Here is a 25,765-nt window from a genome sequence, read left to right as displayed (position 1 = left end):
GCGATGAATGGAACCTCTCAGAAGCGCCTGATTGGTGGCCTGGGTATGTTCTACAGGCTGTCTATGCAGTTAGGGTCCATCCTTTTATCCTTTGGAGGCGCCAGAGGTCAGCCCCTGCACAAGGAAACGCTGCAAGAATACAAACAACAACGTAATCGGAATGGCGATCAGTACGGCCCCGGCAGCAAACATCGTAAAATTGCTGTCCTGATAGCGGTTAACCAGATCCCACATGCCAACCGCAAGTGTCCAGTTCTCTTTCGTCCGAAGCACCAGCCGGGCAAAAATAAAATCCATCCACGCACCCGTGAAGCTGGTTAGGGCTACATAGGTCAGCATCGGCCGGGACAATGGCAAAATGATACTGGTGAACACGCGCAGATGACTGGCGCCATCAATTCGTGCGGCTTCATCCAGACTGCGCGGAATGGTATCAAAGAACCCTTTGACAATAAATCCACCCAGCACAGCCCCAGACGAATAGACCAAAATCAACGCGGCATGGGTGTCCAGCAATTTGATCTGAAGCAAAATAATATAAATGGCAATCATGCTCATGAAGCTGGGGAACATCCCCAGAATTAGCATCGTGGATAGAATGGTCTTACGCCCGCGAAAACGGAAACGGGATAAGGCATACATCCCCAAAGTAACCATAAGCGTTGAGAAAATCATGGTGAAGAAGGCGATCTTCAACGTGTTCAGGTACCATGTTCCATACATGAACGACGGGTTGGTAAACAGTTCCCCGTAATGCGCCAGCGTGAACGCTTCAGGCCACAGACGTTCACTGTATAGCGCCGCCCCTGGACGCAGCGACGAGAGAAATATCCACAAGATCGGATACACCGATACGATGGCAATGATGACCAACAGCACATAACTGATCGCAAGACGCATGGGATTGTTGCGCTTTTTCATTGAATCATGTCCTCCTCCTTGAACGATTTGGAACGACGGTAATTCCAGATGGAGAACGACGCAATAATCAGGAAGATAATGATACCAACCGCCGAAGCCATATTGAACTTGTTGTTATCCAAGGTCAGTTTGTACAACCAGGTCACGAGAAGATCGGTTGATCCCGCATATTGATAATCGCCACGAAGCGGATTACCGTTCGTCAGCAGGAAGATGACATTGAAGTTGTTGAAATTTCCGGCAAACTGCATAATGAGCACCGGTGTCGTGGCAAACATGATAAAGGGAAGCGTAATAATGCGAAACTTCTGAAAACCGGACGCACCGTCCACCTCAGCCGCTTCATACAGATCCCGGGGAATCGCCGTCAGCACGCCCAGAATGAGCACCATGCTGACCGGAATTCCAATCCACATGTTGACAAGGACGACGGTAACTTTCGCCCAGAACGGATCGGTTAACCACGGTAACCCTTCAAGGCCAAAAGCCTTCATATACGTATTAATGGGGCCAAATTGCCCATTGAACAAGTTACGCATCAGCAGCAGTGAGATGATCTGCGGAATGGCATAAGGAAGAATGAATATCGTCCGCCACACCTTTTTGAAACGAATGCCTTTCTGTTCGATGAGAAGCGCAACCAACACGCCTCCGAAATAGGTGGTGACTGTTGCCAGAATGGCCCAAATCACCGTCCACGTTAATACTCCAAAGAAGGTGTGGCTCCATGATTTAAGCTGAATCAGATCCGTGAACGTCTTGAAGCCCACCCAATCCACCAGCTTGGCGGGCGGAATATGATCCGGTGCCGAATAGTTGGTGAAGGCCAACGTAATCGTAAATAAAATCGGCATAATCGTGAAAAACAGGATACCGAGTGCAGGAATGGACAAGAAAAGATACGGGAATTGTTTATCGAGCAGATATCTCAGGGAAGCAGAGGCTCTGGAGGCCTGCTTTCCTTCCTCTCTTAATTTTCCCGTGAGGTACGCATCCCGGATATTGAAGATATACAGAAGAAGAAAAACGAAAAATACCAAAAGCACAATGATTCCGTTGAGCAGCAAAAAGATGGAGTGGTCCCCCTGCTGCAGCACCGTTGATCCATTCACTTTGACAAAACGCTGCGTTTGCTCACCAAGTGTCCATACTCCCCATACGGCCTGATTCAAACGGGGAATCAGATAGGCGAGTCCCACTCCCTCCAGGATCAGAAAACAGATGCCCTTGATCCATTGACGGTTATACAGCTGTCCAAGTCCTTGCAGGACAATGGACAACACAGCCGCTGTCATGCGATGCTGTCTTTCTCTATTCGGCTTGACAGTGACTGGAACATGCTGCTGTTTCATTCTTTCCTACTCCTTCCCGGCAAGCGAAGTTACCGATCAGTTATAGCAGAGTGCAGAGGACATGTTGGCTTCCTCTGCACTTGCTCTTTCCTTTATTATTGGACTGTTGCAAGGCTCTCCTTGATTTGTTTGACTGCGTTATCCAGAGAGGTTTTCACATCCTTGCCACCATCCCATATGTCGCTAATTGCCGCGCCGATGGGACCCCAGACGCTGTCCATGGCAGGAAGCGAAGGCATTGGCGTGGAGTTGTTGAATTGCTCAAGGAATGCCTTCGTAATTTCATCCCCCTGAATCTTCGGATCTGCCGCCACGTCTTTATTGGCCGGGAGTGTTCCGTTCATCTCAAAGTTGACCATCTGGGATTCCGCGCTGGAGAGATATGCCGCAAACAGCTTGGCTGCATTCGGATAGGTTGTAAATGCATTGACGTAGTATGCCTTGACTCCAGAGAAGGAGGTCATCGGTTTACCTTCAATCGAAGGAAGCGGGGCAACTCCAAAATCAATACCGGCATCGCGATAGTCGGTAATGGCCCACGGCCCGTTAATGTCCATGGCCAGTTTTCCGCTTGAAAACAGCCCTTTCTTGATGTCAAAATTCACATCGCCCATCTTCACAGGCAGCACTTCTGATTTCAGCGTCTGCAGGAACTGGCCGCCCTTGATGGCTCCCTCATTGTTGAGGCCGATATCCTCGCTGTTCATGCCTTCATCGCCGAAGATATATCCGCCCTGGGAAGCTAGATAAGCAAAGTTGTAATAAAATTGCTGCAGCTCCCACATCAGAGTGTACTTGTTGTTTTTAGTGTCATTGAAGGTTTTGGCAAAGCTGATAATGTCCTCAAATGACTTCGGTACTTCGGGATATAGCTTTTTGTTGTAGAACAGCGCATAGGTTTCTACGCTGTAGGGATATCCGTATAAGATGTCTTTGAATGTCACCGCTTTAAGTGCATTGTCACTGGTGGATTGCGAGGTCTTTTGCTCAAAAATATCGTTCGGCAAGATCAGTCCGGCTTCTGAAGCACTGCCAATCTTGTCATGTGGGAAAACGACCACATCCGCAGCCAATCCCGCGGGTCCGTCTGTCGTCAGCTTAGTCACCTGATCGGTTGGCGGCAATTCCTCAATCTTTACAGAAACACCGTATTCCTCTTCAAATTTCTTCGCCCGCTCCTCGATAAAGCTTCGCTGATTTTTATCCTCCCATATGACAAGGCTTGCGCCCTCTTCCGGCTGAATATTTTCCGCGGTCACTGTTGTTTCCCCAGTTCCGCCGCTGTCTGTTGTGGTTGGCGCAGCGCCGCCTCCACCACCGCTTGAACATGCGGCAAGTGTTAGTGCCATGAATCCTGCAAGTGCTGCTTGCTGCCATCTTCTCATTGAATTTCCCCCTTTTCGTAATCATGCTCCATGCTGTACTCGCGCTTTCTCCCGTTTTTCTGTGTATTGTCCCTGCATTCTGAAGTTCTGTGTATCATCTGCTTGAATATAGTACAAACGTTTGCTCAAACGAACCTCAGACTGGTCCAATATGGTTGTAATCGGGATGAATTTTCTTAGAAGTATGTTGATTCAAGTCATGTAAGCGCTATAATAACAATAACATCATACAACAGCAAACTTTGTTTGTACAAACGTTTGCACAAGTCATTTTCGCTCATTTTTCTTCACTTTTATGGTGTATGTTCCTGTAATTTCCCATTTGCTTGATCTCCCGCCATCTTCCTTTATTTTACTCTCGTCCTCTTTCCCATGGTGCAGTTAGCAATTGATTTATCCAAACCTTTCAATTAACATAGGAGACATGTTGAAATGCTTGTACAGAAGGGATTTTTCACATGATTACAATCAAAGATATTGCCAAATTGGCGGGTGTATCCCCTTCTACGGTCTCACGGGTTATTTCCAACCATCCCAGAATCAGTTCGGAAACGTCGGTCAAAGTGAAGCAAATTATGAAAGAACTGAATTATCATCCAAATATGATGGCCAAAAGCCTCGTTTCCAAAACGACTCAAACACTTGGGATCATGCTGCCCCGGCCTGCTGAAGAGCTGTTTCAGAACTATTTTTTCGGAGAGTTGCTTCGGGGAATTATTACGCATGCAACCCGCATGAATTATGAACTTCTTCTCTCCACCGAAACGTCTTCCAGCGATGAATTGAATGCCATATCCCGGTTGGTACACGGGCGACGAGTCGATGGAATTTTGCTGCTTGGCTCCAAACGGGAAGACCCGATCATTTCTTTTTTGGAAGCGGAAAAGTTTCCTTTTGTGCTGATTGGGCGCAGTGAAACACATCCGGAGGCACCAATGGTGGACAATAACAATGTTCAGACGGCGTTTGATGCAACTACGCATCTGATTGCACAAGGACATAAACGCATTGGGTTTGTCAGCGGGCCGCCCGATCTGACACTGTCTCATGATCGCATGCTAGGATACAAAAATGCGCTCGAAGAAGCCGGTCTGGATGCTAACAATGATTGGATCGTGGAAGGGGAATTCCTGCAGGAGAGCGGCTTCCGGGCGATGTCACTGTTCATGTCACTACCGGATAGGCCAACTGCCCTCGTTGTTATTGACGACAATGTCGCCTTTGGCGTACTTCGCGCTTTGGCCGAATTGGGATATAGCGTTCCTGAAGATATAAGTGTTGTGAGCTTCAACAATATTGCCTTGTCGGAACTCGCTTCGCCCCCGCTCAGTTCGATTGATATTGGAACCTATCAGCTTGGCTATACAGCGGTTCAGGTACTGCTGAAAATTCTGAATGGGGAGCAGGTGCCTCAGAACCCGGTCATCATCCCGCACCGCTTAATTGTTCGGGATTCGTCCCTGTTTACGCTGTCCGGGAATGCCTAGACATGTTTATGCAAACGTTTGTCCTATTGTTTTCGCCCTTGTAAGATCACAAAAAGAATCGACTCTCTATAAGAAGAGAGTCGATTCTTTTTTTTAGGGTATGATATCAATAGCCAGACCCGTGATTATTTGTAGTAAAGGTTGTCGTTGTACTCGTGCCTACAAAGGAGATAAATGCAAAGCTACACATGACAGCTAATATAAGCATAGTTTTTTTCATTAGAAATGGCTCCTTTTAATATATTTTTGTATTGAGCAACCTGTTTCTCACTAGCAGATTCCCTAAGTGTTTCAAACAGGGCACAAGACTTGCGAAAACCCGCTTCAAGCTCTATTTTACAAGATACTGCAATTCCCCTAATTAATGCATCTATTGCATCACTTTTACAAAGAGGCATCTTGTATAAAGCAAGACAATACATATAGTGCACAAAAAGACTCACATTTTCAGCTTCTTCAAGCATCGCAAATGATTCGTTGTAAGGAAGAATCCTGTCCAGGTACTCTTCTATTCTCCAGCCATTAGCAATAGCTGCTTCTAAAATCGTTATGCATTCAGGAATAATTTCTTCAGGGTGATCTAGCAGGAAGGTAATATATTCATCCAGCACATCTTTATTTCCCATTAATATTTCGACAGAATACCTGTTTGCTTTTGCGAACATACGGAAATCCTCTACCACAGTTAAGCCCTCTTCATCAAGCCCAATGAACCAACCAAGTTCTTGGTACTTCTCAATGCATTCCAAGGATTCATAGTAGCGTTCTTGCTTCTGAAGAGCAAGGCCCTTAAGCAAGTGAGAAATTCCGAAATAATAAACAAGCGGCCTATTGATTTGTAGGCGTTTTTTCTTATTTTTCGCCTTTAGATATTGAATTTGGTTATATGTGTCATGAGCACTTGAATAGAGATGTTCGGCAATATGTATGACACGCTCGAACTGCTCGGTTTTGTATGCCATCTGCGTCATCTGCACGAGGTAATCTAGGTTTGTGATGTTTTGAATATGTAAGTCCCCCACTAGCCATTCCTCCTTATTCCATTTTTAGCCCATTATATTCCTGATTATTCCAGCGGTCAATAACAACTCATAGATTATTCAATCCACCATATTTCGACGATTTTATCAATTGGTAAAATGTCGATTACTGAATTTATTTGTCGCATTTTTTACCTTAAGAATCAATTTTACTGATAAGGATTTTATTGTATTTAATTTGAAGAATAACCCAAATATAGTTATCTCATAACAAAAAAAAGGAGGGCCGTTTCCAAAAGATGTGAAACTCTAAATTATTTGAGGGAGAGATCAAAGAAAATGAACAAGTTTAAAAATGGCTTCTTGGGTTTTCTGGCAGCAGCATTAATTCTGGGTTTATCCCCTGTGTCCGCGACCGCTGCTCAAGACAACAATGAAATTACTGTGCAGCAAGTAGAAGGAAACAATGAAATAGCTTTTGTGGAACCCCTTGATTCCATTTCAAAAAGTTCAAATGATAATCCAAATGATGTTAATCCAAATGAAATTAAGGAAGTACAGTATTTATTAAGTTATAACAATGCCACCGGAGTACAATCTACTCGTTTACTTGAACCCAATGAAACAATCGAAACACTTGATTCTGTCACACCTCTAGCTCAGGGCGGTGTAGTATATGGTGTATTACTGACCCCTATCGATGGAGCTGCAGAGGCTGACATTTCATTTCGTATTAATGGTTTTGTAGGGTCAAAACCCAATAGAATTGATCTTACTTATACTCTCTTTCGGGGTGTGCAACGTGGAACGACTGGCACAAGTGTAGGTGGCTGCACTGCATCCATTCAAGGGATACTAAATGTCAAGGAAGGGAAAACAGTTGTATGCAACAAGAAGATCTCTCAAACGGGGTACTATTTTGGCAAAGTGGACCTTAATATCAAGAATGCACTAGGTGTGAGCATGGGAACTGACAGCTCACAAACAAGACAAATTTTAACCAATAAGCGCGCTACTGTTTATCCACACCATTATGATCCATACTCCAATAAAACTATGGCTGAACCAGCAAGAACAGATTGGGCAAGAACTGCATCTGTTACATGGGGTAAAACCGAACGTGGTGTATACATTAAAAAATACAGTGAGTTGTATCCAAGTAATGGCTGGAACTGGGATGGAGCCGTGACCCATATACACCATGTTAGACCACGTGAATATGGCGGAACTAATGCTTTTGACAATTTAATACCTATCCCTGCTAGAGTGCATGAGTCGATTGTAAGTCCTTGGTTCACAGGGTATTAATATGATAAACTGACTTCACAGGCTTTTTGTGAAGTCAGTTTTTTTAAGAAGGAGTAATGTAAATGGATGTATTCAAAGACTTTAAAAAATGGTCTGACGAAAATGGTGGTCACATTGAAATACTCGCTCCTGCTGGGAAAACAACTGCTATCAATAAATTCAAACCAAGTGCATCAGAAGATAAAATTAAAGAGCTTTCCGATTATTTTTCTGCTCCCTTACCTCCAGACTACATAAGATTTTTACAATTGTGTGATGGAGCCTCTTTGTTTGCAGATCCTGAATATGGCGGGGAAAATTTCTTATACTCAGTTCAGGATGTCATACACTACAATGAGGCATCAGACAGTAAGATTGTGGTGGCGAATATCCTTGATGATCGAGTTTTAATCGACTTAGATCGTTGGCGATCCCAGGATGAGCATTATCTATTGCTTTGTGAGAGTTTATATTCAAAAGAGCATACAGGACGATTCTACAGCAACTTTGAGACCTGGCTGGAACGTTTCATTATCTCTCAAGGCTCAAAGTTCTGGTATTGGCAAACAGAACGCAGTTTTGAAGAGAAATAACTCTTCTTTAAAAATCAATCTATTTCTCTTTATTTTCGCCTATTAATGCAGAATACTCTTCAGTAAGCTTCTATTTTATCACCGGGATTCTTTTTTCAATTGCAGAAACCTTGCTCGCCTATCCAAGATTCTTTAATTAGCTCTGCCCAGATTTTAAACTGTATTTATCCATGACGAATTTCGTTTATGAGCGTTGAAGTTATAAAATCACTTTATGAACATACAAAAAAAGCCCATCCCCCGGTATGAGCTTCTTTTGCATATTTCGATTATGAACGCTCGATTAGTAGGAGCTCCAGCCTGCATCTGCCGTTACGACTGTTCCGTTCACGAAGCTGGATTCATCCGAACCAAGGAACAGGGCCACCTTAGCAATCTCTTCACTCGTACCTATGCGTGGGTTAATGCCCATGCCCAGCTGTTGTCTGCCCGCACCAAATTGACTCAGTCCGGTCATGGAGGAACTGATATTGGTTGCTACTCCTCCCGGAGCGATGGCGTTGCAGCGAATGCCCTGCTCTGCATACATAAAACCTGTATTTTTGGTAAGTCCCACCACGGCATGTTTGGAAGCCGTATAGGCTGCTCCCGCACGTCCACCGTGCAATCCGCCTGCCGAAGCAATGTTTACGATGACTCCTTTTTGTTTCTCCAAGAAGATCGGAAGAACTTTGCGCGTTGTACGCATTACACTGGTCGTGTTCACTGCAAACAATCGCTCCCACTTGTCATCTAGTACCTCTGCAGCCGGCTCCATGCCATCCATAATCCCTGCATTGTTAACCAGAATATCAACCGTGCCATACGTGCTAACCGTTGTATCGATCAGGTTTTGCACATCTTCTTCTTTTGCCACATTGGCAAGAACCACAATTGCTTCCCCACCTTGGGCCTTGATCTCATTCACAACAGTTTGTGCCGTTTCCTCGTTAATGTCTGATACAACCACTTTGGCACCCTCTTGTGCATACAACGTGGCGATTGCTTTCCCCATACCGGAACCTGCACCTGTTACTACAGCTACTTTATCTTGAAGTCTCATGTTGTATCATCCTCCATGTATTCGTTTACAATAAGTTAACAAACAAATGTTCATTAACTCTTATCCTTAGTATAATAAGTCATAGCGTTTCACTTCAATCAGTAAAAGTCTGTCCAAACGTACGTTACTCAACACTTTTAATGATAAATGTACCTTAACTTATAACACGTTCTTCCAAGGAGGCTGTACTATGACTGAACTTCCGAATTCCATGGACCGAAGAATCAAGAAATCCAAAGCGGCACTGAAAGATGCCCTCATCCAATTGATGCAGAAGCAGCCGTTTAAGGAAATATCCATTACGGATATCGTGCAGCTCGCGGATCTGAATCGGGGTACCTTTTACAGACACTATCAATACAAGGAAGACTTGTTCAATGAGATGATCGATGATGTGATCAAGGATTTGGTAGCTTCTTTCCGTGAACCCTATCAGGATATGGAACTATTCAGAGTAAGTCATATGCCTTCTTCCGCGATCAAAATATTTGAACATGTGCATCAACATGCGCAATTCTACACGCTTGTGGTGAAGTCCGAGGCTGCGTCCAACTTTCAACAAATGATCTGTGAGGTCCTTCGTAACCTTGCCTTGCAGGATCTGACTGAGGTTTCTCCTTCTCACATCAACCAAGAGCTGTTAGCCAGCTACCAATCTCATGCGATTTTTGGCATGATCTTGGAGTGGATTCGGCAGGATTTCATACACACCCCCGCCTATATGGCAGATGAGTTATTCAAAATCATTCATTTCGAACCCGCCACTGCGGTGGTCCAGTCCAACCTGAAATGAGCTCATTGAAGTGAATTTATCCAATACATTACATCTTATAGAATTCCAAAAAGCGACCATTCCCCATGCTTAATGGGGAACAGTCGCTTTTTCAATTATAGAAATAAAGATAACAATCTAATACGTATTCAATTCTCTCTTCTGATTACAGTCCCAGCTTCTGCCCTTTCTCCAACCGCTGAATCTGCTGCTCCCCGGTATCGGCCAGTTCACGGAACTGGTTAATCGTCTCGCGCATTCGTGGCAGAGCTTCCTGCTTATAAAGACTGATCGAATCGAGCGCGGACAGCACATCGGTGAACGCCTGTTTCATCGTATCCACGGAGATGCTGGCTTCATAGGCTTGCTTCTGAATGGCAATTCCCTGGTCTTTCAGCATTTTGGACGTACCTGCGATTAAGTCATTGGTCGTCTGATTGAGCAGTTCAATTTTCTGCAATACAATCTTCTGATTGTAGAGGGCACTCGCGACAGTGACGGCAATTTTCAATGCCGAGATTGTGACGTTTTTGGCCCGATCCACACCGCGGATCAGCTCCTTGTTATTGCGAATGACGACTTCAATTGCCATAATGCCCTGCTGGTTCACAACCAACATCTGCTGCAAATCCATGACCCGCTGACGCAGCGGGAACAAGACTTCTTCCGTAATAAAGCGGACTTTCTCCGGGTCCTCGTTACGTACCTTGGCAGCTTCGATCTGCGCATCAATCGACTCATCCATGAGCACGCCAAGCTGAATTTCCTTCTGCAATCGTTTCGTAAGTTCCCGCAGATTTTGCTGTTCAATCTCCAGTGTGGTGTTGTCGTTTCTCAAGGTCGCTCTGCCTTTATCCAGTGAGGTCACGATGTCTGCAATGACCGCATCCGCCTTCTGGTATTTGAGGAAATAGGCCCGCAGCGGATTGAACAATTTGCCGAGGAATCCAGTCTTGGCAAAATCGACGACGCTCGGGTCGAGATCCTTCAGCTGCATATGCAGCTCGGTCAAGCCTTTGGCGACCTGGCCGCCCTCGTCTCCCGTCTTGGACAGATGTCCAACAGAGACTTGAAGCAACGCGTTTTTCTCGGAAGAGGATCTCATCGTGTTCATGCCAAAGCCATCAATGGATTGCAGAATCTCCTTGCGTTTCTCCAACGATTCAAGATCCAGTGTCATGATCATCTCCACGTTGGCATTTGCCACTTGTTGCAGCTCCGCTACCTCGGCAGGTACGGGTTTTACTTCTTCCTCAATCACCTTCTGAATTTCCTTCTGGCTAGGTATCTCCATCGAAAACGACATCCAAGTTCCCCCTTTAATTACGTGCTGTATAAATGAAATAATGAATATTGTAATATGTCACACACAGTCACTCCGATTACAATTACATCTGCACGTTGAACAGGTTACCGATTTTGTACACCACGTCGTCGGTATCTGCGTTAATGCTTGCTGCCTCGTTAATGCTGGAGATGCTCTCCAGAGCCTTGATGTCTGCGTTGTAACCAATCGTGTAAATCGGCACTTTGTACGTCTCGACCAGATCACGGATATCCTTCAGGGTATGACCCTCGTTGGTCTCGCCATCACTGAGGACAAAGATTAGCGGTTTCACATTCGGATTGGTAGCCATATAATCTTCAAGCATCTTCATTGCCACAACGATTCCATCGAAGGTTGCCGTACCACCACCTGCTTGCAGGCTATCCACCGTACCGACAAACATGGACTGCTGATTCGTATCATACTTCGCAATCGGCAGGTTCACAGTTACCCCGCTGGAGTAAGAGACGAGGCCGATACTGTTGTCTGTGCCCAGGAACTTTTGACCTTTGCGCAAGGATTCCTTGAGTCGATTCAGCGGTTCGCCGTCCATGCTTCCAGACACGTCGGTGACAAATACGGCTGCGATCGGTTTGCTGCCGTTCTTTTTCTCTTTCCATACTTTCTGCGCAGACAGCAGCGTATCGCCATCTACTGTGGCCAACTCGGACTTGTAATCCTGCAAGCCGTTGAATCCAAATTCCTCAGCCGATTGTTGATACTTCGCTTGGGTTACGAATTCCGCATACTTCTTGATGATCTCCTGCTTGTTCTGTGGCAATTGTCCCAGTGCATACAGCGGGCTATCATGTCTTACGCCAAACGGTGTAAAGACGTATCCGCTTTTCAGATCCGCGGTGTTTACATAGGTCTGATATTCCAGTACAAAGGCGTCCAGACGCCCCGACTTGGCTGCTTCACGCATCTGAATAGTTGTTGATGCTGTAAACGGCACATTGGCCTGGAACTTCTCAAAACCCTCAATGGCTTTCTCTCCGAGCGGATTAGAGCTATCATATGTGTTGAGTGCAGTCACGAGAAAGTTTAGCCCCGTGGAACTGGCAAACGGATCGGTATACCCCATTGCAAGTTCGTTGTTGGCTATCGCTTCGGTCACGGTTTTTACATTAACCGAGCCGTACGTGTCGACCAGTGCATCATATTTGGCTTTGGAGATGACGATACCGGGAACGTTCCCCACCAGTCTTTTGGACACCAGGTCTGTCTTCACGCCGCTTGCAGCTACCATCTCGCCCCATAGTTCATTCGACGGGGTGTACGCATCAGGCACATATTTGCCGGACTTGATATAATCGGCCGCCGTACCGGATGCGATATTACGAATTTTCACCGATACCTGTTTGCCGCCTACAGTAATGTTGGCCTTGTTGAATTCTTCACTCACCTCGGTTAACCAGCCGTCTGCCCCGGTTCCCGCCTTCTCGATCGAAGAGAAAATCTCTACATAATCATTCGTTGTATTCTCGACTGTAATCGGGAATTTGGAGATATCCGGCAGAGACTCTGCCACATCAACCGGATCGAGATCGATCTGTCCTTTGACCGGTTCAGCCGTTGCCGGTGCAATGTCCGCATACAGTTTACCTAGCTCTTTGCCTGCGTTCTCTGTGGTCACCTGTGTACTGGATTTACCAACGTTCGATGTCAGCGTAATCCCTGCATATACCAGGCCAAACACGAGCAACAGCATCATGATCGATATGAAAAAAAACTTCCCCTTCTTCGCCATAAGGCAACCCCTCACTGTCTGTATAATTTGGTGTGCTTGATTAATTGGTCAATTTCTTGCATACAAGGCATCTGTTCAATGTCTCCGGCTTCAAAGCTGTCCAGCCTGGAGATTTCCAGCATCAGCTGGTCAAGCTTTAACAAAATTTCCTCATTGGTATGGAGCGAGTTCTTCACATAGCTTAGATAGTCGTTATACACTTTGGTCTTTTCCTGAAAAAGCTTCTGGGGAAGTGTAGCGGATTTGGACTTCATCAGGCTGGCGTACTCCGCTTCATCGAACACATTGAGTCGGTTAAGTACACTTCGGATGTTGAGGTATAACAGCTTCTCCACTTCGAGGGTGACCGAAGCAAATTTCTTGTAGCTCAGTTCCCCCGGATCAAATCGCTGATTCAGCACGTTCAGGAGGGTTTCTTTCTTTTTCTTCATGCGGTTCAATTGGGACAACCCCAGTGTGATATCTTCCTCAAGCACTTTAATACGTCGATAAAAGGATAACGCTTCCACATAATCTTCATGGGTTTCGATCTGCTTCACGGGTAAGACTACAGGCTGCCTGAACAACAAGGTGTAGCTTCCATAGAAGAGAGCAAGCACGCTGCCGAACAGACATGTCACCGAGAGCGCTGTCGTAAATGCTCCCCCACTAAACTCTAGTCCGATGAATCCTGGCGAGAACAGCAGCACATCCATGACGACAACGCCGAAGATCAGCCCCAGCAGTTTTATGTACTTTATCATGTAAATCATCAGACCTCCTTTCGCGCTATGTGCTGGACCTTTATGTCGATATTTCCCATTGGAACTTTATTTCATTGTACATGATGTCGTCGCATTCGGGTGGATTAATATGGATATTCATAATATACGTGGCATGGGCTTATCCCATTTCATCTTTAGAGGGACAACGTGGAACCGATTTTGTAACCTTTGGAAAAAGAGCCTGGCGCCCTTGAACGGAAAAAGAAATGTTATCAGGTAATACGTGGTAATACGGAGTGCGTGTCATTTTTTATATAGGGCTTATTCAATAAAAATCAAAAAAACACCCCGACGCCAGCGCCGGAGTGATTATGATGTTGGTGCTCATTTTATTTACGAAAAGACGGACTCCGGTTTACTCCGCGTTGTTCGTACCTCCACAACCTTACCGGCACAACCCTGATCACCCAATGCCTGAAATGCAACCCGAACGCTGTCTTTGCCTGACGTAATCGTCTCAGGGATGTCATAGATGACGTAGAACACTTCGCCAATCTTGTTCATATGAATCCGCTGTTCACCGACTACCGTTCCATCGACAGTGATATGAAATGTTCTCTCATACTTCGTACCCTTTCGTTCAAAAGGAGAATGATCCCCGCCCCAGTATGCAACGCATAGAACGTTCGGTGCGGAACCATCCACCGCCAGCTGGTAGCTGAAATAGGCCCCGCTGACACCAAATGCTTCCCGCCACATATGCAGCTTGTTGCGGCCGTCTGTATAGGAACCGTTATGATGGTCCGCACGGCAATTGCTATCCAGAAGATGTCCAATCTCATCCTGCTGTCCGTCAGGCTGTACCCTGTCGATGGTGATATCATTTAATTCCTTTTCCAGCGCATCCCCTTCATCGTTGAACGGCCAATAGACCGTATAGAACTCATGATGTACATCATAGAACGGAATCAGCTTCACCGGTTTGCCATTCGAGGTGACATCCTTGCTGATCTCAAATGTTAACGCACTTGCGTCTACCACCTTGATCCACTCGCTCACATCCTCCTGCTCTGTCCAGATTACAGGGACAGGTGCGGTCTTGGGATTCAGCGCGGTCTCATCCACGATGGTATCCTCGGGCAGCCCTTCGCTTCCCAAAGCCCCTGCCAGTACAATCGGACCGTACAGGAATGCCACCTTATGTGCATCATCCCGGGACGTGTATTGATGGAGCGACATCGGCAGCGTAATGGTGATAACATCGCCAGCGGTCCAAATGCGGTCGATGGAAAGATATCCCTCTTCCATCCGGGTATACGGATGCGCCGTATCCCCGTTGACCGTTGCCGTCATTGGCTCTTGCAGCCATGAGGGCACACGTAGTCTAAGATTGGCCGAGGCGCTGCCTTCGGTGATCGTCAGGGTACCCTTTTCCGAATAAGGAAAGTCGGTTTCGAGCTTCAGCGACAGGCCTTGGGATCTCCAGTTCAGCTGGGAAGCGATATACAGGTTGACGTACAGATCCTGTTCATCCTCGAAATAGATCGCCTCGGCGTATTTGCCCGGGTTCTCCATGCCAGATCCTGTGCAGCACCACCAGGCGGTATCGTGAGTACCATAGATTTTGTAGTGGCCTTGCAGCGTTGACGCAAAGTACGTTTTGTTCCCTGTATCCGGGTCCTGTGTGCCCAGGATGTGGTTGTAGATAGCGTTTTCATAATAATCCATATAGGCACTGTCGTGGTTCCAAGTATAGAGTTGTTTCGTCAAATGCAACATGTTGTGGGTACAGCAGCTCTCTCCGGTTTTGATGCCCAGACTTTCCATACCTTTGGCTTCATAATGCTCTGAAATACTTGTCGCACCAAACACGTAAGAACGATGATGAACCGTGGTGTCCCAGAAAAACTCCGCCGCTGTCCGATAACTCTCATGGGTATGGTCCTGATTGTAAATTTCGGCTGCACCGATGACTTTCGGAATCTGCGTATTGGCATGTTTGCCCTGAAGATCATCCTGCTTGTGTTCGAGCGGTCTGAGGATCAATTGATGGGTGAACTTGTTAGCTATCTCAAGATATAAGGCTTTGCCCGTAATCCCATACAAATGTGCAAATACTTCATTCATGCCCCCGTGCTCACTTTGAAGCATCGTCTGTACCTGTTCTTCTGTCATCGGCAGCAAGCCTTCCACCGCCCAGTCTGCAAAACGTGTTACCACCTCAAGTGCCTGCTGATTCCCCGTTAATTTATAAGCGTCAATCAGACCGCGGTAGATTTTGTGCACGCTGTACCAAGGCACCCAGTACTCGCCGATGTTGAAGCCACCAATATTTTCTGCTCGAAAAGCCATCTGGAAAGCTTCTTCGGACAAGCCGCCGATGTACCCGCTGCCTGTTGTCTGTTGAATGGATGCAAGCTCGCTGACGGCATAATCCAGGGTATGTTTTAGCGTTTCATTCCCTGTCGCCTGATAGGTTACAGCCAGGGCAGACAGATAGTGTCCGAGAGAATGCCCGCTGATGGTGCGTGCTTCCCAACCCGCGTACCGTTCCTTTTTGGCAGGTAATCCATGGGCTTCAAAACACGGCGCTAGAAAACGATCAATGTCCAGTGTTAACAGATAACGTTCCCCAACCTCTTGTGACGTTTGGAAAACGCCATTTAACAGATCTACATGCTCAGGTCCCAAAAAACCTTTTTTCGTTTCAATCATTATCTCGCTCCTCCTCGAAATGTAGTCGATATTCAGATGTACTTTAATGGATGTACGAATGATAAGGATAAAATCCGTGTTGCGGTTCATATATTCCTTGCGTTCTTTTTCAATCCAATCCTTGAATATCCTCATATTATCAAATAAAATACAACTACATCAGACTCATAATCCAAGAAAAGGTGGAGAAATCCGTCCTATGCAAAAACCACTGGAGCATTACCTGTGCGGCAAATTCATATCCGAAGGCAACTGGAGCCACATGAAGCGCAGCATGCCTGTTCACGAGGTCATTTTGATGCTGGAAGGCGAGATGTACATTGCGGAGGAGGAACAGCAGTACGTGGTGCGTACGAATGATCTGCTGTTTCTGAGGGCTGGACGCATCCACTATGGCTATCAGGTCAGCAATGCTCCCGTCAGCTTTTACTGGGTTCATTATGATTCGAATGAGGGAGAGTTCGACCAGTATCCCACCCATGCGACCATTCAGGTTCCGTCCACGGCTAATCAGCTGTTCAAACAGTTGCTGCACAGTTCATCGTTCTCACCGGAAGAAGCAGATGCGGCATTGTTACTGCTGCTCAAAGAGCTGGAACGCAACACTCAAGCGGGTTATCGGCCACATAATGCAATCGTTGACCATATCTGCAAGTGGGTGGATATTCATCTTCATACTGAGATTACGGTAGGCAAAATTGCGGAGACCTTTAATTTTAACAAGGACTATATCTCCAAAATGGTGAAACGTGAGAAAGGCATCGGACTCAAAACCTATATCCTCACGGAACGGATTCGCCGGGCCAAGCAGATGCTGCTCAATACCAATGCCAGTGTGAAAGAAATTGCGGGGCAATGCGGTTTTTCGGATTACAAACTGTTCCTGCGCATGTTCAAGCAATACGAAGGCAATACACCCACCGAATATCGCAATAATCTGTATTCAACACAGCTCAACCGCTTATAATGAATCTTGTACGGGCGCGAACCTTGGATGTGCTTGTGCGAATGTACCAACTCATAGAATTTCATGAGTTATATATAGAAAATTTGAATTAATCCAGCACCATCAGGTGTGTTACAATTCAAGTCAGCTATATCTCTTATCAAACCAAGAACAGAAGGAGAACTTGAGATGACAACGGCAGTAACGATTCATCCCGCTACAGAAGCTGACCATGAAGAAATTGTACATATTCTCATTGAAAGTTACTCCGAGTACCGGGACACGTTCCAAACACAGGAACAATGGGAACATTATTTGAAGGATATTCGGGAATCGCCGAGCAATCCTTATATTAAGCAATTATGGATTGCCAAAATAGATAATCAGATTGTTGGAACGGTCCAATTGTTTGAGACCGCACATAAGGCTTACCCGAACTTCGAGCTGCCTATTGATTATCCGTTTATTCGACTGTTGGGCGTTGATCCCAAGTGGAGAGGTCACGGCATTGCCAGAGAACTGCTTCAACAATGTGTTGAATCTGCCAAAGACATGGGCAAAAATACGGTGTATTTATATACGGGTGGCCAGATGGTGAACGCGATCCGATTATACGAACGTTTCGGTTTTGTAGAAGACCCGGAATTCAGTTCCGAAAGTAGTGGAGGCAAAGCGATCTGCTACCGTTATGATTCATAATTCTCGCAAATGGTAACAAGCGTGGATAGCAGAAAAAGGGATGTCCCAACATCAGTTAACTGACGTAGGGACATCCCTTTTTGCGTTATTCTGAGCTGAAAAATCGGTCTCGAGCAGCAAATGCTATTCGCACCATTTCGCGCACTATTAACCGCCGATTTCCACCAAAATTTTCGCATGGCTTTTATCACTCATCAGCAGTTCAAGCCCTTCCTGTACAATGTCGTCCAGCTTGATTTTTCTGGTAATCACCTGTTTCACATCAAGTGCTCCCTCAGCAATCAAAGAGATGACCTCAGGGAAGATATGACGATAGGCTAGCGTCGCAGTCAGGTTCGCTTCCTTCACCAGCAGATCGAAGAAATTCACCTGCAATGGATTCGGAATGGCTGCGATGACAACAACTTCTCCACCTTTTTTGATCACGGCTACGGCGCTATCCATGGTTGGCTGCACACCCGCTGCTTCATACGCCACGTCAATTCCACCAGATTGCTGCATAATCACTTCAGTTGCATTGACCTTGGCACTATTCACCGGAATGGCACCCAGCTTGGCTGCCAGATTCAGGCGTTCTTCAAACACGTCTACCGCATAGATTTCGGAAGCTCCTGCAGCTTTGGCTGACAGGATCGTTAGCAGTCCAATTGGACCCGCGCCATACACAGCAACCTTCTGGCCAACTTTCAGCTTGCTGTGGCGAACCGCATGAAAGGCTACTGCTGTAGGCTCGATCAGTGCGCCCTCTTCGAAGGATACGTTATCCGGCAGTTTGTGCACCATATATGCCTCAACCACAGCGTATTCAGCAAAGCCACCATCGCCGTTCAGCCCAACAAATCCGAATTGGGTACATTGGTTATAGCGCCCCTGGATACAGTACTCACATTGTCCGCAGTGATACAGCGGTTCAACAACGACACGATCTCCTACACTGATACCGCTTACATCACTTCCCAATTCATTGACCGTTCCTGCAAATTCATGACCAAGGGTCAGCGGCGCTTGCTGTCCTGAAAGCGGGTGGTTCTGCCCTTCCTGAATGCCTACGCCATGATGATAAGCATGCAAGTCACTACCGCAGATTCCTGCGTACTCGACTTTAATTTTCACTTGTCCTGATTGGGCTACCGGTATTTCCCGTTCTTCGACCCGGACATCTTTTTTGGCATACCATACTGCTGCTTTCATGTGATATATCCCCCTTTGTTTGTCTGGTCCATCTAAAATCCAACTACTGTCTATTAATTATATCGCTGTTCACGTATTATTCATATTTATAGATACTAATGTTAATATTATCTGTACTAATGCTAAAACGGAGATGAAACCATGAATCTGGAACAGCTTGAATATGTCGTTGAAATTGCCAAAACCCAATCATTCTCGGCTGCCTCGGAGCACCTGCATGTCACTCAGTCGGCGATCAGCCAGTCGATCCACCGCCTGGAAAATGAGCTCGGTATGATCCTGTTCGAACGCTCCCGGCAGGGGACATTTCCCACTCCTGAAGGCAAACCATTTATTGCCAAGGCACTCGATATTTTGCAGCGAATTGATGAATTGAAATCACTGAATGCCGAGACGTCCTCTTTAACCGGAGAACTGCATGTCGCCACCTTTCCAAGTGTGATGCCTTATCTTGTGCAAACGGCGGCAGATATGAAACGCGAGCATCCTCAATTGAATATTGCCATTGAAGAGAAAGGTTCCATGGAAATCATCGAGGATATCCGGAACAACAAAACCCACTTGGGCTTCATCGCCATCTACGCCAGACAATTGAGGGAATTCGATGGGCTGCATTTCAGTCCCATGTATTCAGGCAAACTGGTTGTGTGCACACATCACCAATCCGAACTAGCCAAGCTTAGCCGAGTCACTCCCGAACAATTAAAAGAACATAAGCTGGCTCTGTACCGTGATGGATTTATTGAAGATTTTCTTCAGGAGTTCACGTATGATTACGGCCCTCTGTCCATCCTGTTCAAGACGAACAATTCGGAAGCGATCAGCACCGTCCTGAGAAACAATATTGCCGCCACCATTGGTCATGACTTCTCTTTCCACCAACATCCGCTATGGAAAGAAGGCATTGCGAAAATGGTAGAAATCGCCTCAATCGACCAGCCCAAAATGCAAATCGGGTTTGTACAGACTGAATCCAAAGAGGTTGCTGCTGCCGCAGAGCGCTTTGCCCAACGCTTCAGACAGGCAATTGAGCTGGACCAATTATGACTTCCGAGTCGACCTTCTGGATCATGGCAACAACTTCAGCCGGTACAGCGGAAATGCTCTCCATCTGTTTCTTCATTTGTGTCATGCTCTGCTCGCCTTAGCAAGCGCACTTGTTGCAGCGTCGGATACGGCTGTGGAAGATTCCGAAAGATCATTAATTCCTTTAGCGATTTCTTCCATCGCATTTGCGCTGTCGCTAGCACCTTGCTTCTGGGTGTGTGCCCCTTGTCTGATCTGCTGTACGGACTGGTCAACGCTCTTATTCATCTCTAGCATGTCGTTTGCATCACGATTGAATTGCTCAGTTGATTCAGCGAGAATTTCGGTCGTTACCGCAACACTCCCCCCATAAACACCGACAGTCCCTGACTGACGATGTTTTAAACTACCGTTCACCGTTAACTCGGTTGAAGTTCGAGATTAGTACTTGTCTACTACAGCCCCCAAAGTTATACCTCTAACATAAGGCTGTCCGTTTAGGACTTGGAGTTCTTTTGCTGTACCTGTAACCACTGCCCCCAAAATGCGAATATCACTCTCATCAGGTTTGGCCTTGTCTTTTTTTAAATAATTGTATATCCGATTGAACTCATACTGATAATGTCCTTTCAGTTGAACTCCCTGTTCCAAGGCTTCCAAGAATGTTTTCTCGCTCACTTCACTTGAATCGGAATGTGAGATCCCAAAGCCTTTCACCCAATCTTCTACATCCGGTGTTGCATAACTCTTATTCCCATTTCCATCAATGTAAGGATCATAAAATGCTTTGTTGTCATACGTATCCACCCAATACCAGGATTGGGTTAACCCGGGAGGAGTCATCTGTTTGACTTCACTTAAAGAATAATCTTTGTCGAACGATATTGCCATTTCTACCAACTTGTCTTGATCCATCTCCTGAAGTAATGGGAGATCATTCAGAATTTTACCATTATAATCGACTTGGGGAATGTAAAATAACATTTCTCGTTGTCCATTTAATCCATTGTAGCTACGTGTATACTCATAACCTTGTTTTTTCATGTTCTCATCCTGTAACGAAACCGATTGTGATGTATCCCCCCCAAAGGAGACAAAATTAATAAAGGGGAACACTTTATAATTGATTTTTCTATCTGCCCACGGGATAGGCACACCCTCTATAACTTTAGCTGTATAATACTGAAAGGTTCCATTCAGGAAACCGCTGTAATTGACCTGTCCTGTCTGCTTTTCATCAGGTCCGCTAATGAGGTTCATGATCTGCTCGCTATTGTTTGCACGATTGTAACTCCAGCTTGTCAAATATTGATTGCCCAGCATTACTCCAAAAAACGCAATTAAAGATACCAAGAGAGAGATCGCAACGGTTCGAATCGTCGTAGCTCTCTTCGCTTTCCTGACCATTTTGCTTACATTCACTGAATCGCCCTCTTTATGTTGTCCGTTCATTTCATCTCACTCCTATACCTTTTTTTGAACTGCTGTCTCGCCTGATATAAAGACGATTTGACATGCTCCATCCGTATCCCGAGCAAATCTGCTATTTCTTGGTACGGAAGCTCCATCTCATATTTCATGATTAGAAGCTGCCTATGCAGAGGAGCAAGTTGACTGAGAACAGCCTCCACTTCCTCTTTCTTTTCCTGTTGCAGCAAAGCATCTTCAGGAAGTCTAGAATCCGGTATGTCTACCGTGTCGATTGGAATCATATACCATTTTTTGCGACGACAAAGATCATAATAGCGGTTAATAGCCACTTTATAGAGCCATGCACTTAACTTGTCATTTTCAATTGAGTCTATATATAGGAAAGCTTTATAGACAGTCTCCTGCAAGATATCCTCTGCATCGGCTGGATAAGCGCCAAGTCTAATTAAATAATGCCGGATTTCGGTTAGCTTTGGTTGTAGCAGTTCATTGATTTGTTCACTGTCCATGCTTCACCACCTTTCACAGGTATAACGAACAGACCTCTGAAATGTTAAAGTTCCGAGAAAAAACTTTTTTAACCCGGTAATCTGCTTTATGCGTTTCGATGAAAGGGTTAAACTTTTATACAAAAAAACCCCGACGTATGTGTCAGAGTTTAGTTTAAAATTTAAGTTACCATCTATGATACAGTCAGTTAGACTTATAAGGAATATCTATGTCTTCTCCAACTTCATCAATAGTCTCCTCAATAATTCCCCTAATTTGCTTATCCAAATCCATGTTTAAAGCTGACTTCATTAGCTCATAACTTTTTATCAAATTAAGATTTACAACAACATAGGCATAATTATCGACTAGCTCAGCCGATGAAACATCCCACAGTTTTTGTACAATATGATCTACTCTTGCTCTCAAAGTAGACTCCAACAATTCGTGGGTATACACCTTTCTATCAGCTAATTCCGATAGTGATTCTAAAACTTCAATGCTGTCCAAAGTCTCTTCGTTCTCAATCAAATCTAAATAAGCCACAAAATATTTATCTAAAGATTCTTTCGACATAACATCAGGTAAATTTTTAATCTCCGAAAGTTTCATATTTATCCTCCAATATTAATAGGTATATGAGTTATATTTTGCTGATTGTTTCTATATAGACTACCGTCTGTACCTAAGTATTTTTTACCAATCTTAATTTGTGCACTCATTATATGAATTACTCGTCAAAAGTTCTTCTTCCGTCAATATACCTTGCAAATTTTGCTGTGGCGAATGCCACTTTACTTCTATCTTCTTATTCTCATGAAGAAAATTATACTTGAATCCTTCCTCTATGATTCCAGGATCGGGTCTGAATTTATTAAAACCTCCAGGAGGAACCAATCCTTTCAAATAACTCTCATTGATTTTCCCATCATTTAGCACTCCTTCAGCAAGATTGAAATTACCCTCATTATCAAAAATTGTGCTCATATTCAATTTATGTTCCTGAATACTTTTTGAGAGCAGTCTTTCATTTTCTAAATAAACATTCACATTAGATGATTCTCTCGCTTTTTTGCTCTCGGCAATGTTGTCCATAACCTGAAGACGTTTATCCTGAAAACCATTAAAACCACCCGTCATTTGTCCTGTACCCGGAGGACGGTTAAAGGCATTAATTTTCACACCGCCTCCTGATGAAGTCAGCAGATTATGCGGCTTAATCATCGTGGAAGCATACCCACCTCCAACCATTAGCCCTCCCATACCAATCATATTCGCCCAGTGTTCACTGGACCAGGCATTGGTTGGGAAGGTGGCCTCCCGGATTGTGCCATGAATGCCTAACGTAAGCCAGTTGGCCGTATCATTGGGCGAGTTGAAGGCTTTATCTGCCCGGTCCACATACCCCTGAACCAGACCACTCGGAATACCGAATGTCCAGTAATCCAAAAATCCACCTACACTATCATATCGCTTCTGATATCGATCATCCGCAGATTGCATAAAGGCTTGTCCCAATTCGACCAAACTGTCGGCAGACTTCTGAAAAGCATTACGTGTATCAGCTGCTGGTGCCCTGCATTCATCCGGCGGTGGTGCTGCGCACCTTGGATCATAGGATTGCAGAACTTGCTGATCTGCAAGTCTGAATTTCTCTGCATGCCCTTGTAGCTCTTTGGCAATGGACAGAGATAATGAAACAAAGTTATCCATGACCTTCTGCGCAACCACAAAATCACCATAAAATCGTTCCTTCGTGCTGCCATCCCACTGTCTTTCGATCTCGAATAAGTGTTGTTTCAGGATGCTGTTCATCTGAAAAACCTGCCTTTGGGCTGCTTCAAACTGTCTGGAGATGGACAACAGCTGTTCCGGGGTTACTTTTATCGTCGTCATGTGGTAACTCGTTCAAAATATATTCGTTGTTATATGAATACAAGGGAGTAGTCTGATTTATGTAGGATTCAAACGCACCTCTAGCCCTTTGTTATAAAAGGAGTTAATATCATTTCGTAGCTACTCCCGATTTATTTATCTAGTTCGTATTACCCCTTATTCATTCATAATATAACCGTCCTAGTTCAAATCAGCTCCGATCAAACCCCCTTCCTTATCAAAAAAACACCCCAGCGCGAACGCTGAGATGTCTTGTTACTGCATAGCTATTATGATGCTTCTACAAACACTAAACTTCTTACCCGTGGTTCTTTCTGAATCGAATCAGAGACCAGATAATCAGCACAGCAAGGACAGACAAACAGATGCTGATGCTGAACCGATTACCTTCATCAAATACAAACATGACTGCAATGACACCGAGACACAGCACAGCAGCTCCAGTTACGTAAGGAAATCCCCAGACCTTAAATGTCGGTTGTACTGGATATCTCTTGCGCAGCTTCAGCTGTGAGGTGGCAATACAGATCCACACGAGCATTACGACAAACCCTGGAACCGCCAGTAATACGCGGAAGAGCTGATCTTGTGCGAACAGTCCCAGCATGGAGCCTCCAAGCAGAATGACCGCACATACCAGAAGTGTATTCACCGGGCTGCCGCTCCGATTCGTTTGTGATAACGCCTTCGGTGCTTCACCACCTACCGCCATGGAGTGCATCATTCGGGATGCACCGTAAATGCCGGAATTCGCAGCAGACAGAACGGCGGTCACCAAAATAAAGTTCATAATATGCGCTGCACCCGGGAGTCCCGTGGAAGCGAGCACCTGTACAAAGGGACTGCTCTCAGGCCCTATCTCATTCCATGGAATGAGCCCACAGATGATGAGAATCGGCAGCGTGAAAAATAAAATGATTCTCAGCATGAAGTTCCCCACAATTTTGGGCATCACCTTGTCTGCATTTTCCGTCTCCGTTAAGGTCAAACCAATCAACTCCGAACCTCCATAAGAGAACATGACAACCAGCAGAGCCGAGAAGATCGATGACCAACCGTTCGGGAGGAAGCCGCCAGCTTGCGTGTAGTTTTGCAAATATGGTGTATTGTCACTTGGAATAATTCCAAAGATCAGACCAGCACCGAGAATAATAAAAATAATAATCATGGCTATTTTAATACCCGCCAGCCAAAATTCAAATTCCCCAAATACGCCTACACTCAGCAGATTAATCAGTATAATAAACAGCGCGCACGCCAGACTCAGTATCCATAGTGGCACTTCCGTGAACCAATACTGCAGAAAGCTGCCTGCGGCAATTACCTCAATTACACAAACCGATAACCATAGGAAACAATACATCCATCCCATGATAAAAGAGACTCTGCTGCCGAAGGCTTCCTGCACAAAGTCTTTCATATTTTTGTTCTTGTACACCGTAGCCATCTCCGCCATCGCAGCCATGACAACCAGTAACAATAATCCTGCAAAAATGTACGTTACAATGACTCCCGGACCTGCGAGTCCAATCGTTTCGGCGCTTCCTTTGAAAATTCCGGTTCCAATGACACCGCCCATAGCCATAAAGCTAATATGTCTTGGTTTAAGTTTCTTCTGTAATGTTCCTTCTGTCTGAGCCAATTCCAATCCTCCTGATGTAAAAAACGTCTGCATTCCTGTTTCATGTTTATATAAACATAATGTCCAGTATACCCTATTGTCCATGCCTCAGCCCAGCAGTTCCGTATGGCCAATTCATCCCAAAGCGCAT

General features: G+C 45.3%; 23 protein-coding genes. 7 read left to right on the top strand and 16 right to left on the bottom strand.

What is annotated here, in order from left to right:
- Window positions 1-84: 84 nt before the first annotated feature.
- From ACFTRD_RS00420 to ACFTRD_RS00410, 3 genes are all read right to left on the bottom strand, one after another.
- Window positions 85-921, bottom strand: a complete 837-nt coding sequence (locus tag ACFTRD_RS00420) for a sugar ABC transporter permease (protein ID WP_379376939.1) — start codon at window positions 919-921, stop codon at window positions 85-87.
- Window positions 918-2,273: a carbohydrate ABC transporter permease gene (locus tag ACFTRD_RS00415; RefSeq protein ID WP_379376937.1), complete on the bottom strand. Its 1,356-nt coding sequence runs from the start codon at window positions 2,271-2,273 to the stop codon at window positions 918-920. The genes ACFTRD_RS00420 and ACFTRD_RS00415 overlap by 4 nt, the downstream gene beginning before the upstream one ends.
- 95 nt (window positions 2,274-2,368) lie before the next feature.
- On the bottom strand, window positions 2,369-3,658 hold the full coding sequence (locus ACFTRD_RS00410) for a sugar ABC transporter substrate-binding protein (protein WP_379376935.1): 1,290 nt from the start codon (window positions 3,656-3,658) through the stop codon (window positions 2,369-2,371).
- Window positions 3,659-4,116: 458 nt separating this feature from the next.
- Between ACFTRD_RS00410 and ACFTRD_RS00405 the strand changes: the two genes are divergently transcribed.
- Window positions 4,117-5,145: a LacI family DNA-binding transcriptional regulator gene (locus ACFTRD_RS00405; protein ID WP_379376933.1), complete on the top strand. Its 1,029-nt coding sequence runs from the start codon at window positions 4,117-4,119 to the stop codon at window positions 5,143-5,145.
- A 182-nt stretch (window positions 5,146-5,327) separates the two neighbouring features.
- Here the strand turns inward: ACFTRD_RS00405 and ACFTRD_RS00400 are convergent, their stop codons facing one another.
- Window positions 5,328-6,167, bottom strand: coding sequence for a DNA-binding protein (locus ACFTRD_RS00400; protein WP_379376931.1), 840 nt, complete (start codon window positions 6,165-6,167; stop codon window positions 5,328-5,330).
- A gap of 297 nt (window positions 6,168-6,464) precedes the next feature.
- Between ACFTRD_RS00400 and ACFTRD_RS00395 the strand changes: the two genes are divergently transcribed.
- A complete protein-coding gene (locus ACFTRD_RS00395; RefSeq protein WP_379376929.1) occupies window positions 6,465-7,433 on the top strand; it encodes an HNH endonuclease signature motif containing protein in 969 nt (322 codons plus the stop codon).
- A 62-nt stretch (window positions 7,434-7,495) separates the two neighbouring features.
- Window positions 7,496-8,005: an SMI1/KNR4 family protein gene (locus ACFTRD_RS00390; protein WP_379376927.1), complete on the top strand. Its 510-nt coding sequence runs from the start codon at window positions 7,496-7,498 to the stop codon at window positions 8,003-8,005.
- A gap of 283 nt (window positions 8,006-8,288) precedes the next feature.
- Here ACFTRD_RS00390 and ACFTRD_RS00385 read toward each other — a convergent pair whose 3' ends face one another.
- A complete protein-coding gene (locus tag ACFTRD_RS00385; protein WP_379376925.1) occupies window positions 8,289-9,047 on the bottom strand; it encodes an SDR family oxidoreductase in 759 nt (252 codons plus the stop codon).
- 190 nt (window positions 9,048-9,237) lie between these two features.
- Here ACFTRD_RS00385 and ACFTRD_RS00380 point away from each other — a divergent pair, with 190 nt between their 5' ends.
- Window positions 9,238-9,840, top strand: coding sequence for a TetR/AcrR family transcriptional regulator (locus ACFTRD_RS00380; RefSeq protein ID WP_379376923.1), 603 nt, complete (start codon window positions 9,238-9,240; stop codon window positions 9,838-9,840).
- 145 nt (window positions 9,841-9,985) lie between these two features.
- Here ACFTRD_RS00380 and ACFTRD_RS00375 read toward each other — a convergent pair whose 3' ends face one another.
- From ACFTRD_RS00375 to ACFTRD_RS00360, 4 genes are all read right to left on the bottom strand, one after another.
- Window positions 9,986-11,125, bottom strand: a complete 1,140-nt coding sequence (locus tag ACFTRD_RS00375; RefSeq protein WP_379376921.1) for a toxic anion resistance protein — start codon at window positions 11,123-11,125, stop codon at window positions 9,986-9,988.
- Window positions 11,126-11,207: 82 nt separating this feature from the next.
- Window positions 11,208-12,896: a vWA domain-containing protein gene (locus tag ACFTRD_RS00370; protein WP_379376919.1), complete on the bottom strand. Its 1,689-nt coding sequence runs from the start codon at window positions 12,894-12,896 to the stop codon at window positions 11,208-11,210.
- Window positions 12,897-12,907: 11 nt separating this feature from the next.
- Window positions 12,908-13,639 (bottom strand): hypothetical protein, encoded by a 732-nt coding sequence (locus tag ACFTRD_RS00365; protein WP_379376917.1) that lies wholly within the window; start codon window positions 13,637-13,639, stop codon window positions 12,908-12,910.
- Window positions 13,640-13,993: 354 nt separating this feature from the next.
- A complete protein-coding gene (locus ACFTRD_RS00360) occupies window positions 13,994-16,315 on the bottom strand; it encodes a beta-L-arabinofuranosidase domain-containing protein (RefSeq protein WP_379376915.1) in 2,322 nt (773 codons plus the stop codon).
- A 199-nt stretch (window positions 16,316-16,514) separates the two neighbouring features.
- Here ACFTRD_RS00360 and ACFTRD_RS00355 point away from each other — a divergent pair, with 199 nt between their 5' ends.
- Together ACFTRD_RS00355 and ACFTRD_RS00350 are read left to right on the top strand one after the other, a co-directional pair.
- Entirely contained in the window at window positions 16,515-17,282 is a 768-nt protein-coding gene (locus tag ACFTRD_RS00355) for a helix-turn-helix transcriptional regulator (RefSeq protein WP_379376913.1), read from the top strand.
- A 168-nt stretch (window positions 17,283-17,450) separates the two neighbouring features.
- On the top strand, window positions 17,451-17,960 hold the full coding sequence (locus ACFTRD_RS00350; RefSeq protein ID WP_379376911.1) for a GNAT family N-acetyltransferase: 510 nt from the start codon (window positions 17,451-17,453) through the stop codon (window positions 17,958-17,960).
- A gap of 147 nt (window positions 17,961-18,107) precedes the next feature.
- Here the strand turns inward: ACFTRD_RS00350 and ACFTRD_RS00345 are convergent, their stop codons facing one another.
- Complete coding sequence (locus ACFTRD_RS00345; protein ID WP_379376909.1) at window positions 18,108-19,151, bottom strand: 2,3-butanediol dehydrogenase; 1,044 nt, start codon at window positions 19,149-19,151, stop codon at window positions 18,108-18,110.
- Window positions 19,152-19,292: 141 nt separating this feature from the next.
- Here ACFTRD_RS00345 and ACFTRD_RS00340 point away from each other — a divergent pair, with 141 nt between their 5' ends.
- Window positions 19,293-20,198, top strand: coding sequence for a LysR family transcriptional regulator (locus ACFTRD_RS00340; RefSeq protein ID WP_379376907.1), 906 nt, complete (start codon window positions 19,293-19,295; stop codon window positions 20,196-20,198).
- Window positions 20,199-20,279: 81 nt separating this feature from the next.
- On the opposite strand, the gene ACFTRD_RS00335 is transcribed toward ACFTRD_RS00340, so the two are convergent.
- From ACFTRD_RS00335 to ACFTRD_RS00310, 6 genes are all read right to left on the bottom strand, one after another.
- Window positions 20,280-20,594: a hypothetical protein gene (locus ACFTRD_RS00335; protein ID WP_379376905.1), complete on the bottom strand. Its 315-nt coding sequence runs from the start codon at window positions 20,592-20,594 to the stop codon at window positions 20,280-20,282.
- Between the two features lie 24 nt (window positions 20,595-20,618).
- Window positions 20,619-21,629, bottom strand: a complete 1,011-nt coding sequence (locus tag ACFTRD_RS00330) for an anti-sigma factor (RefSeq protein ID WP_379376903.1) — start codon at window positions 21,627-21,629, stop codon at window positions 20,619-20,621.
- Entirely contained in the window at window positions 21,626-22,117 is a 492-nt protein-coding gene (locus ACFTRD_RS00325; protein WP_379376901.1) for an RNA polymerase sigma factor, read from the bottom strand. The genes ACFTRD_RS00330 and ACFTRD_RS00325 overlap by 4 nt, the downstream gene beginning before the upstream one ends.
- 184 nt (window positions 22,118-22,301) lie before the next feature.
- Window positions 22,302-22,709: a hypothetical protein gene (locus tag ACFTRD_RS00320; RefSeq protein WP_379376899.1), complete on the bottom strand. Its 408-nt coding sequence runs from the start codon at window positions 22,707-22,709 to the stop codon at window positions 22,302-22,304.
- A gap of 93 nt (window positions 22,710-22,802) precedes the next feature.
- Window positions 22,803-23,993: a WXG100 family type VII secretion target gene (locus tag ACFTRD_RS00315; protein WP_379376897.1), complete on the bottom strand. Its 1,191-nt coding sequence runs from the start codon at window positions 23,991-23,993 to the stop codon at window positions 22,803-22,805.
- Between the two features lie 298 nt (window positions 23,994-24,291).
- Window positions 24,292-25,635, bottom strand: a complete 1,344-nt coding sequence (locus ACFTRD_RS00310; protein ID WP_379376895.1) for an amino acid permease — start codon at window positions 25,633-25,635, stop codon at window positions 24,292-24,294.
- Window positions 25,636-25,765: the final 130 nt, after the last annotated feature.

This window comes from Paenibacillus sp. NPDC056933 (assembly GCF_042674385.1).
Lineage (GTDB): Bacteria > Bacillota > Bacilli > Paenibacillales > Paenibacillaceae > Paenibacillus.
This window is presented reverse-complemented; position numbering and strand designations above follow the sequence as displayed.

What these genes read in the sequence shown, in the direction of transcription:
- ACFTRD_RS00340 (WP_379376907.1), top strand. Translation starts at nt 19,293, where the DNA reads ATGAATCTGGAACAGCTTGAATATGTCGTTGAAATTGCCAAAACCCAA.
- ACFTRD_RS00385 (WP_379376925.1), bottom strand. Translation starts at nt 9,047, where the DNA reads ATGAGACTTCAAGATAAAGTAGCTGTAGTAACAGGTGCAGGTTCCGGT.
- ACFTRD_RS00415 (WP_379376937.1), bottom strand. Translation starts at nt 2,273, where the DNA reads ATGAAACAGCAGCATGTTCCAGTCACTGTCAAGCCGAATAGAGAAAGA.
- ACFTRD_RS00405 (WP_379376933.1), top strand. Translation starts at nt 4,117, where the DNA reads ATGATTACAATCAAAGATATTGCCAAATTGGCGGGTGTATCCCCTTCT.
- ACFTRD_RS00325 (WP_379376901.1), bottom strand. Translation starts at nt 22,117, where the DNA reads ATGGACAGTGAACAAATCAATGAACTGCTACAACCAAAGCTAACCGAA.
- ACFTRD_RS00390 (WP_379376927.1), top strand. Translation starts at nt 7,496, where the DNA reads ATGGATGTATTCAAAGACTTTAAAAAATGGTCTGACGAAAATGGTGGT.
- ACFTRD_RS00360 (WP_379376915.1), bottom strand. Translation starts at nt 16,315, where the DNA reads ATGATTGAAACGAAAAAAGGTTTTTTGGGACCTGAGCATGTAGATCTG.
- ACFTRD_RS00380 (WP_379376923.1), top strand. Translation starts at nt 9,238, where the DNA reads ATGACTGAACTTCCGAATTCCATGGACCGAAGAATCAAGAAATCCAAA.
- ACFTRD_RS00320 (WP_379376899.1), bottom strand. Translation starts at nt 22,709, where the DNA reads ATGAAACTTTCGGAGATTAAAAATTTACCTGATGTTATGTCGAAAGAA.
- ACFTRD_RS00345 (WP_379376909.1), bottom strand. Translation starts at nt 19,151, where the DNA reads ATGAAAGCAGCAGTATGGTATGCCAAAAAAGATGTCCGGGTCGAAGAA.
- ACFTRD_RS00355 (WP_379376913.1), top strand. Translation starts at nt 16,515, where the DNA reads ATGCAAAAACCACTGGAGCATTACCTGTGCGGCAAATTCATATCCGAA.
- ACFTRD_RS00365 (WP_379376917.1), bottom strand. Translation starts at nt 13,639, where the DNA reads ATGATAAAGTACATAAAACTGCTGGGGCTGATCTTCGGCGTTGTCGTC.
- ACFTRD_RS00410 (WP_379376935.1), bottom strand. Translation starts at nt 3,658, where the DNA reads ATGAGAAGATGGCAGCAAGCAGCACTTGCAGGATTCATGGCACTAACA.
- ACFTRD_RS00370 (WP_379376919.1), bottom strand. Translation starts at nt 12,896, where the DNA reads ATGGCGAAGAAGGGGAAGTTTTTTTTCATATCGATCATGATGCTGTTG.
- ACFTRD_RS00350 (WP_379376911.1), top strand. Translation starts at nt 17,451, where the DNA reads ATGACAACGGCAGTAACGATTCATCCCGCTACAGAAGCTGACCATGAA.
- ACFTRD_RS00330 (WP_379376903.1), bottom strand. Translation starts at nt 21,629, where the DNA reads ATGAACGGACAACATAAAGAGGGCGATTCAGTGAATGTAAGCAAAATG.
- ACFTRD_RS00420 (WP_379376939.1), bottom strand. Translation starts at nt 921, where the DNA reads ATGAAAAAGCGCAACAATCCCATGCGTCTTGCGATCAGTTATGTGCTG.
- ACFTRD_RS00375 (WP_379376921.1), bottom strand. Translation starts at nt 11,125, where the DNA reads ATGTCGTTTTCGATGGAGATACCTAGCCAGAAGGAAATTCAGAAGGTG.
- ACFTRD_RS00315 (WP_379376897.1), bottom strand. Translation starts at nt 23,993, where the DNA reads ATGACGACGATAAAAGTAACCCCGGAACAGCTGTTGTCCATCTCCAGA.
- ACFTRD_RS00395 (WP_379376929.1), top strand. Translation starts at nt 6,465, where the DNA reads ATGAACAAGTTTAAAAATGGCTTCTTGGGTTTTCTGGCAGCAGCATTA.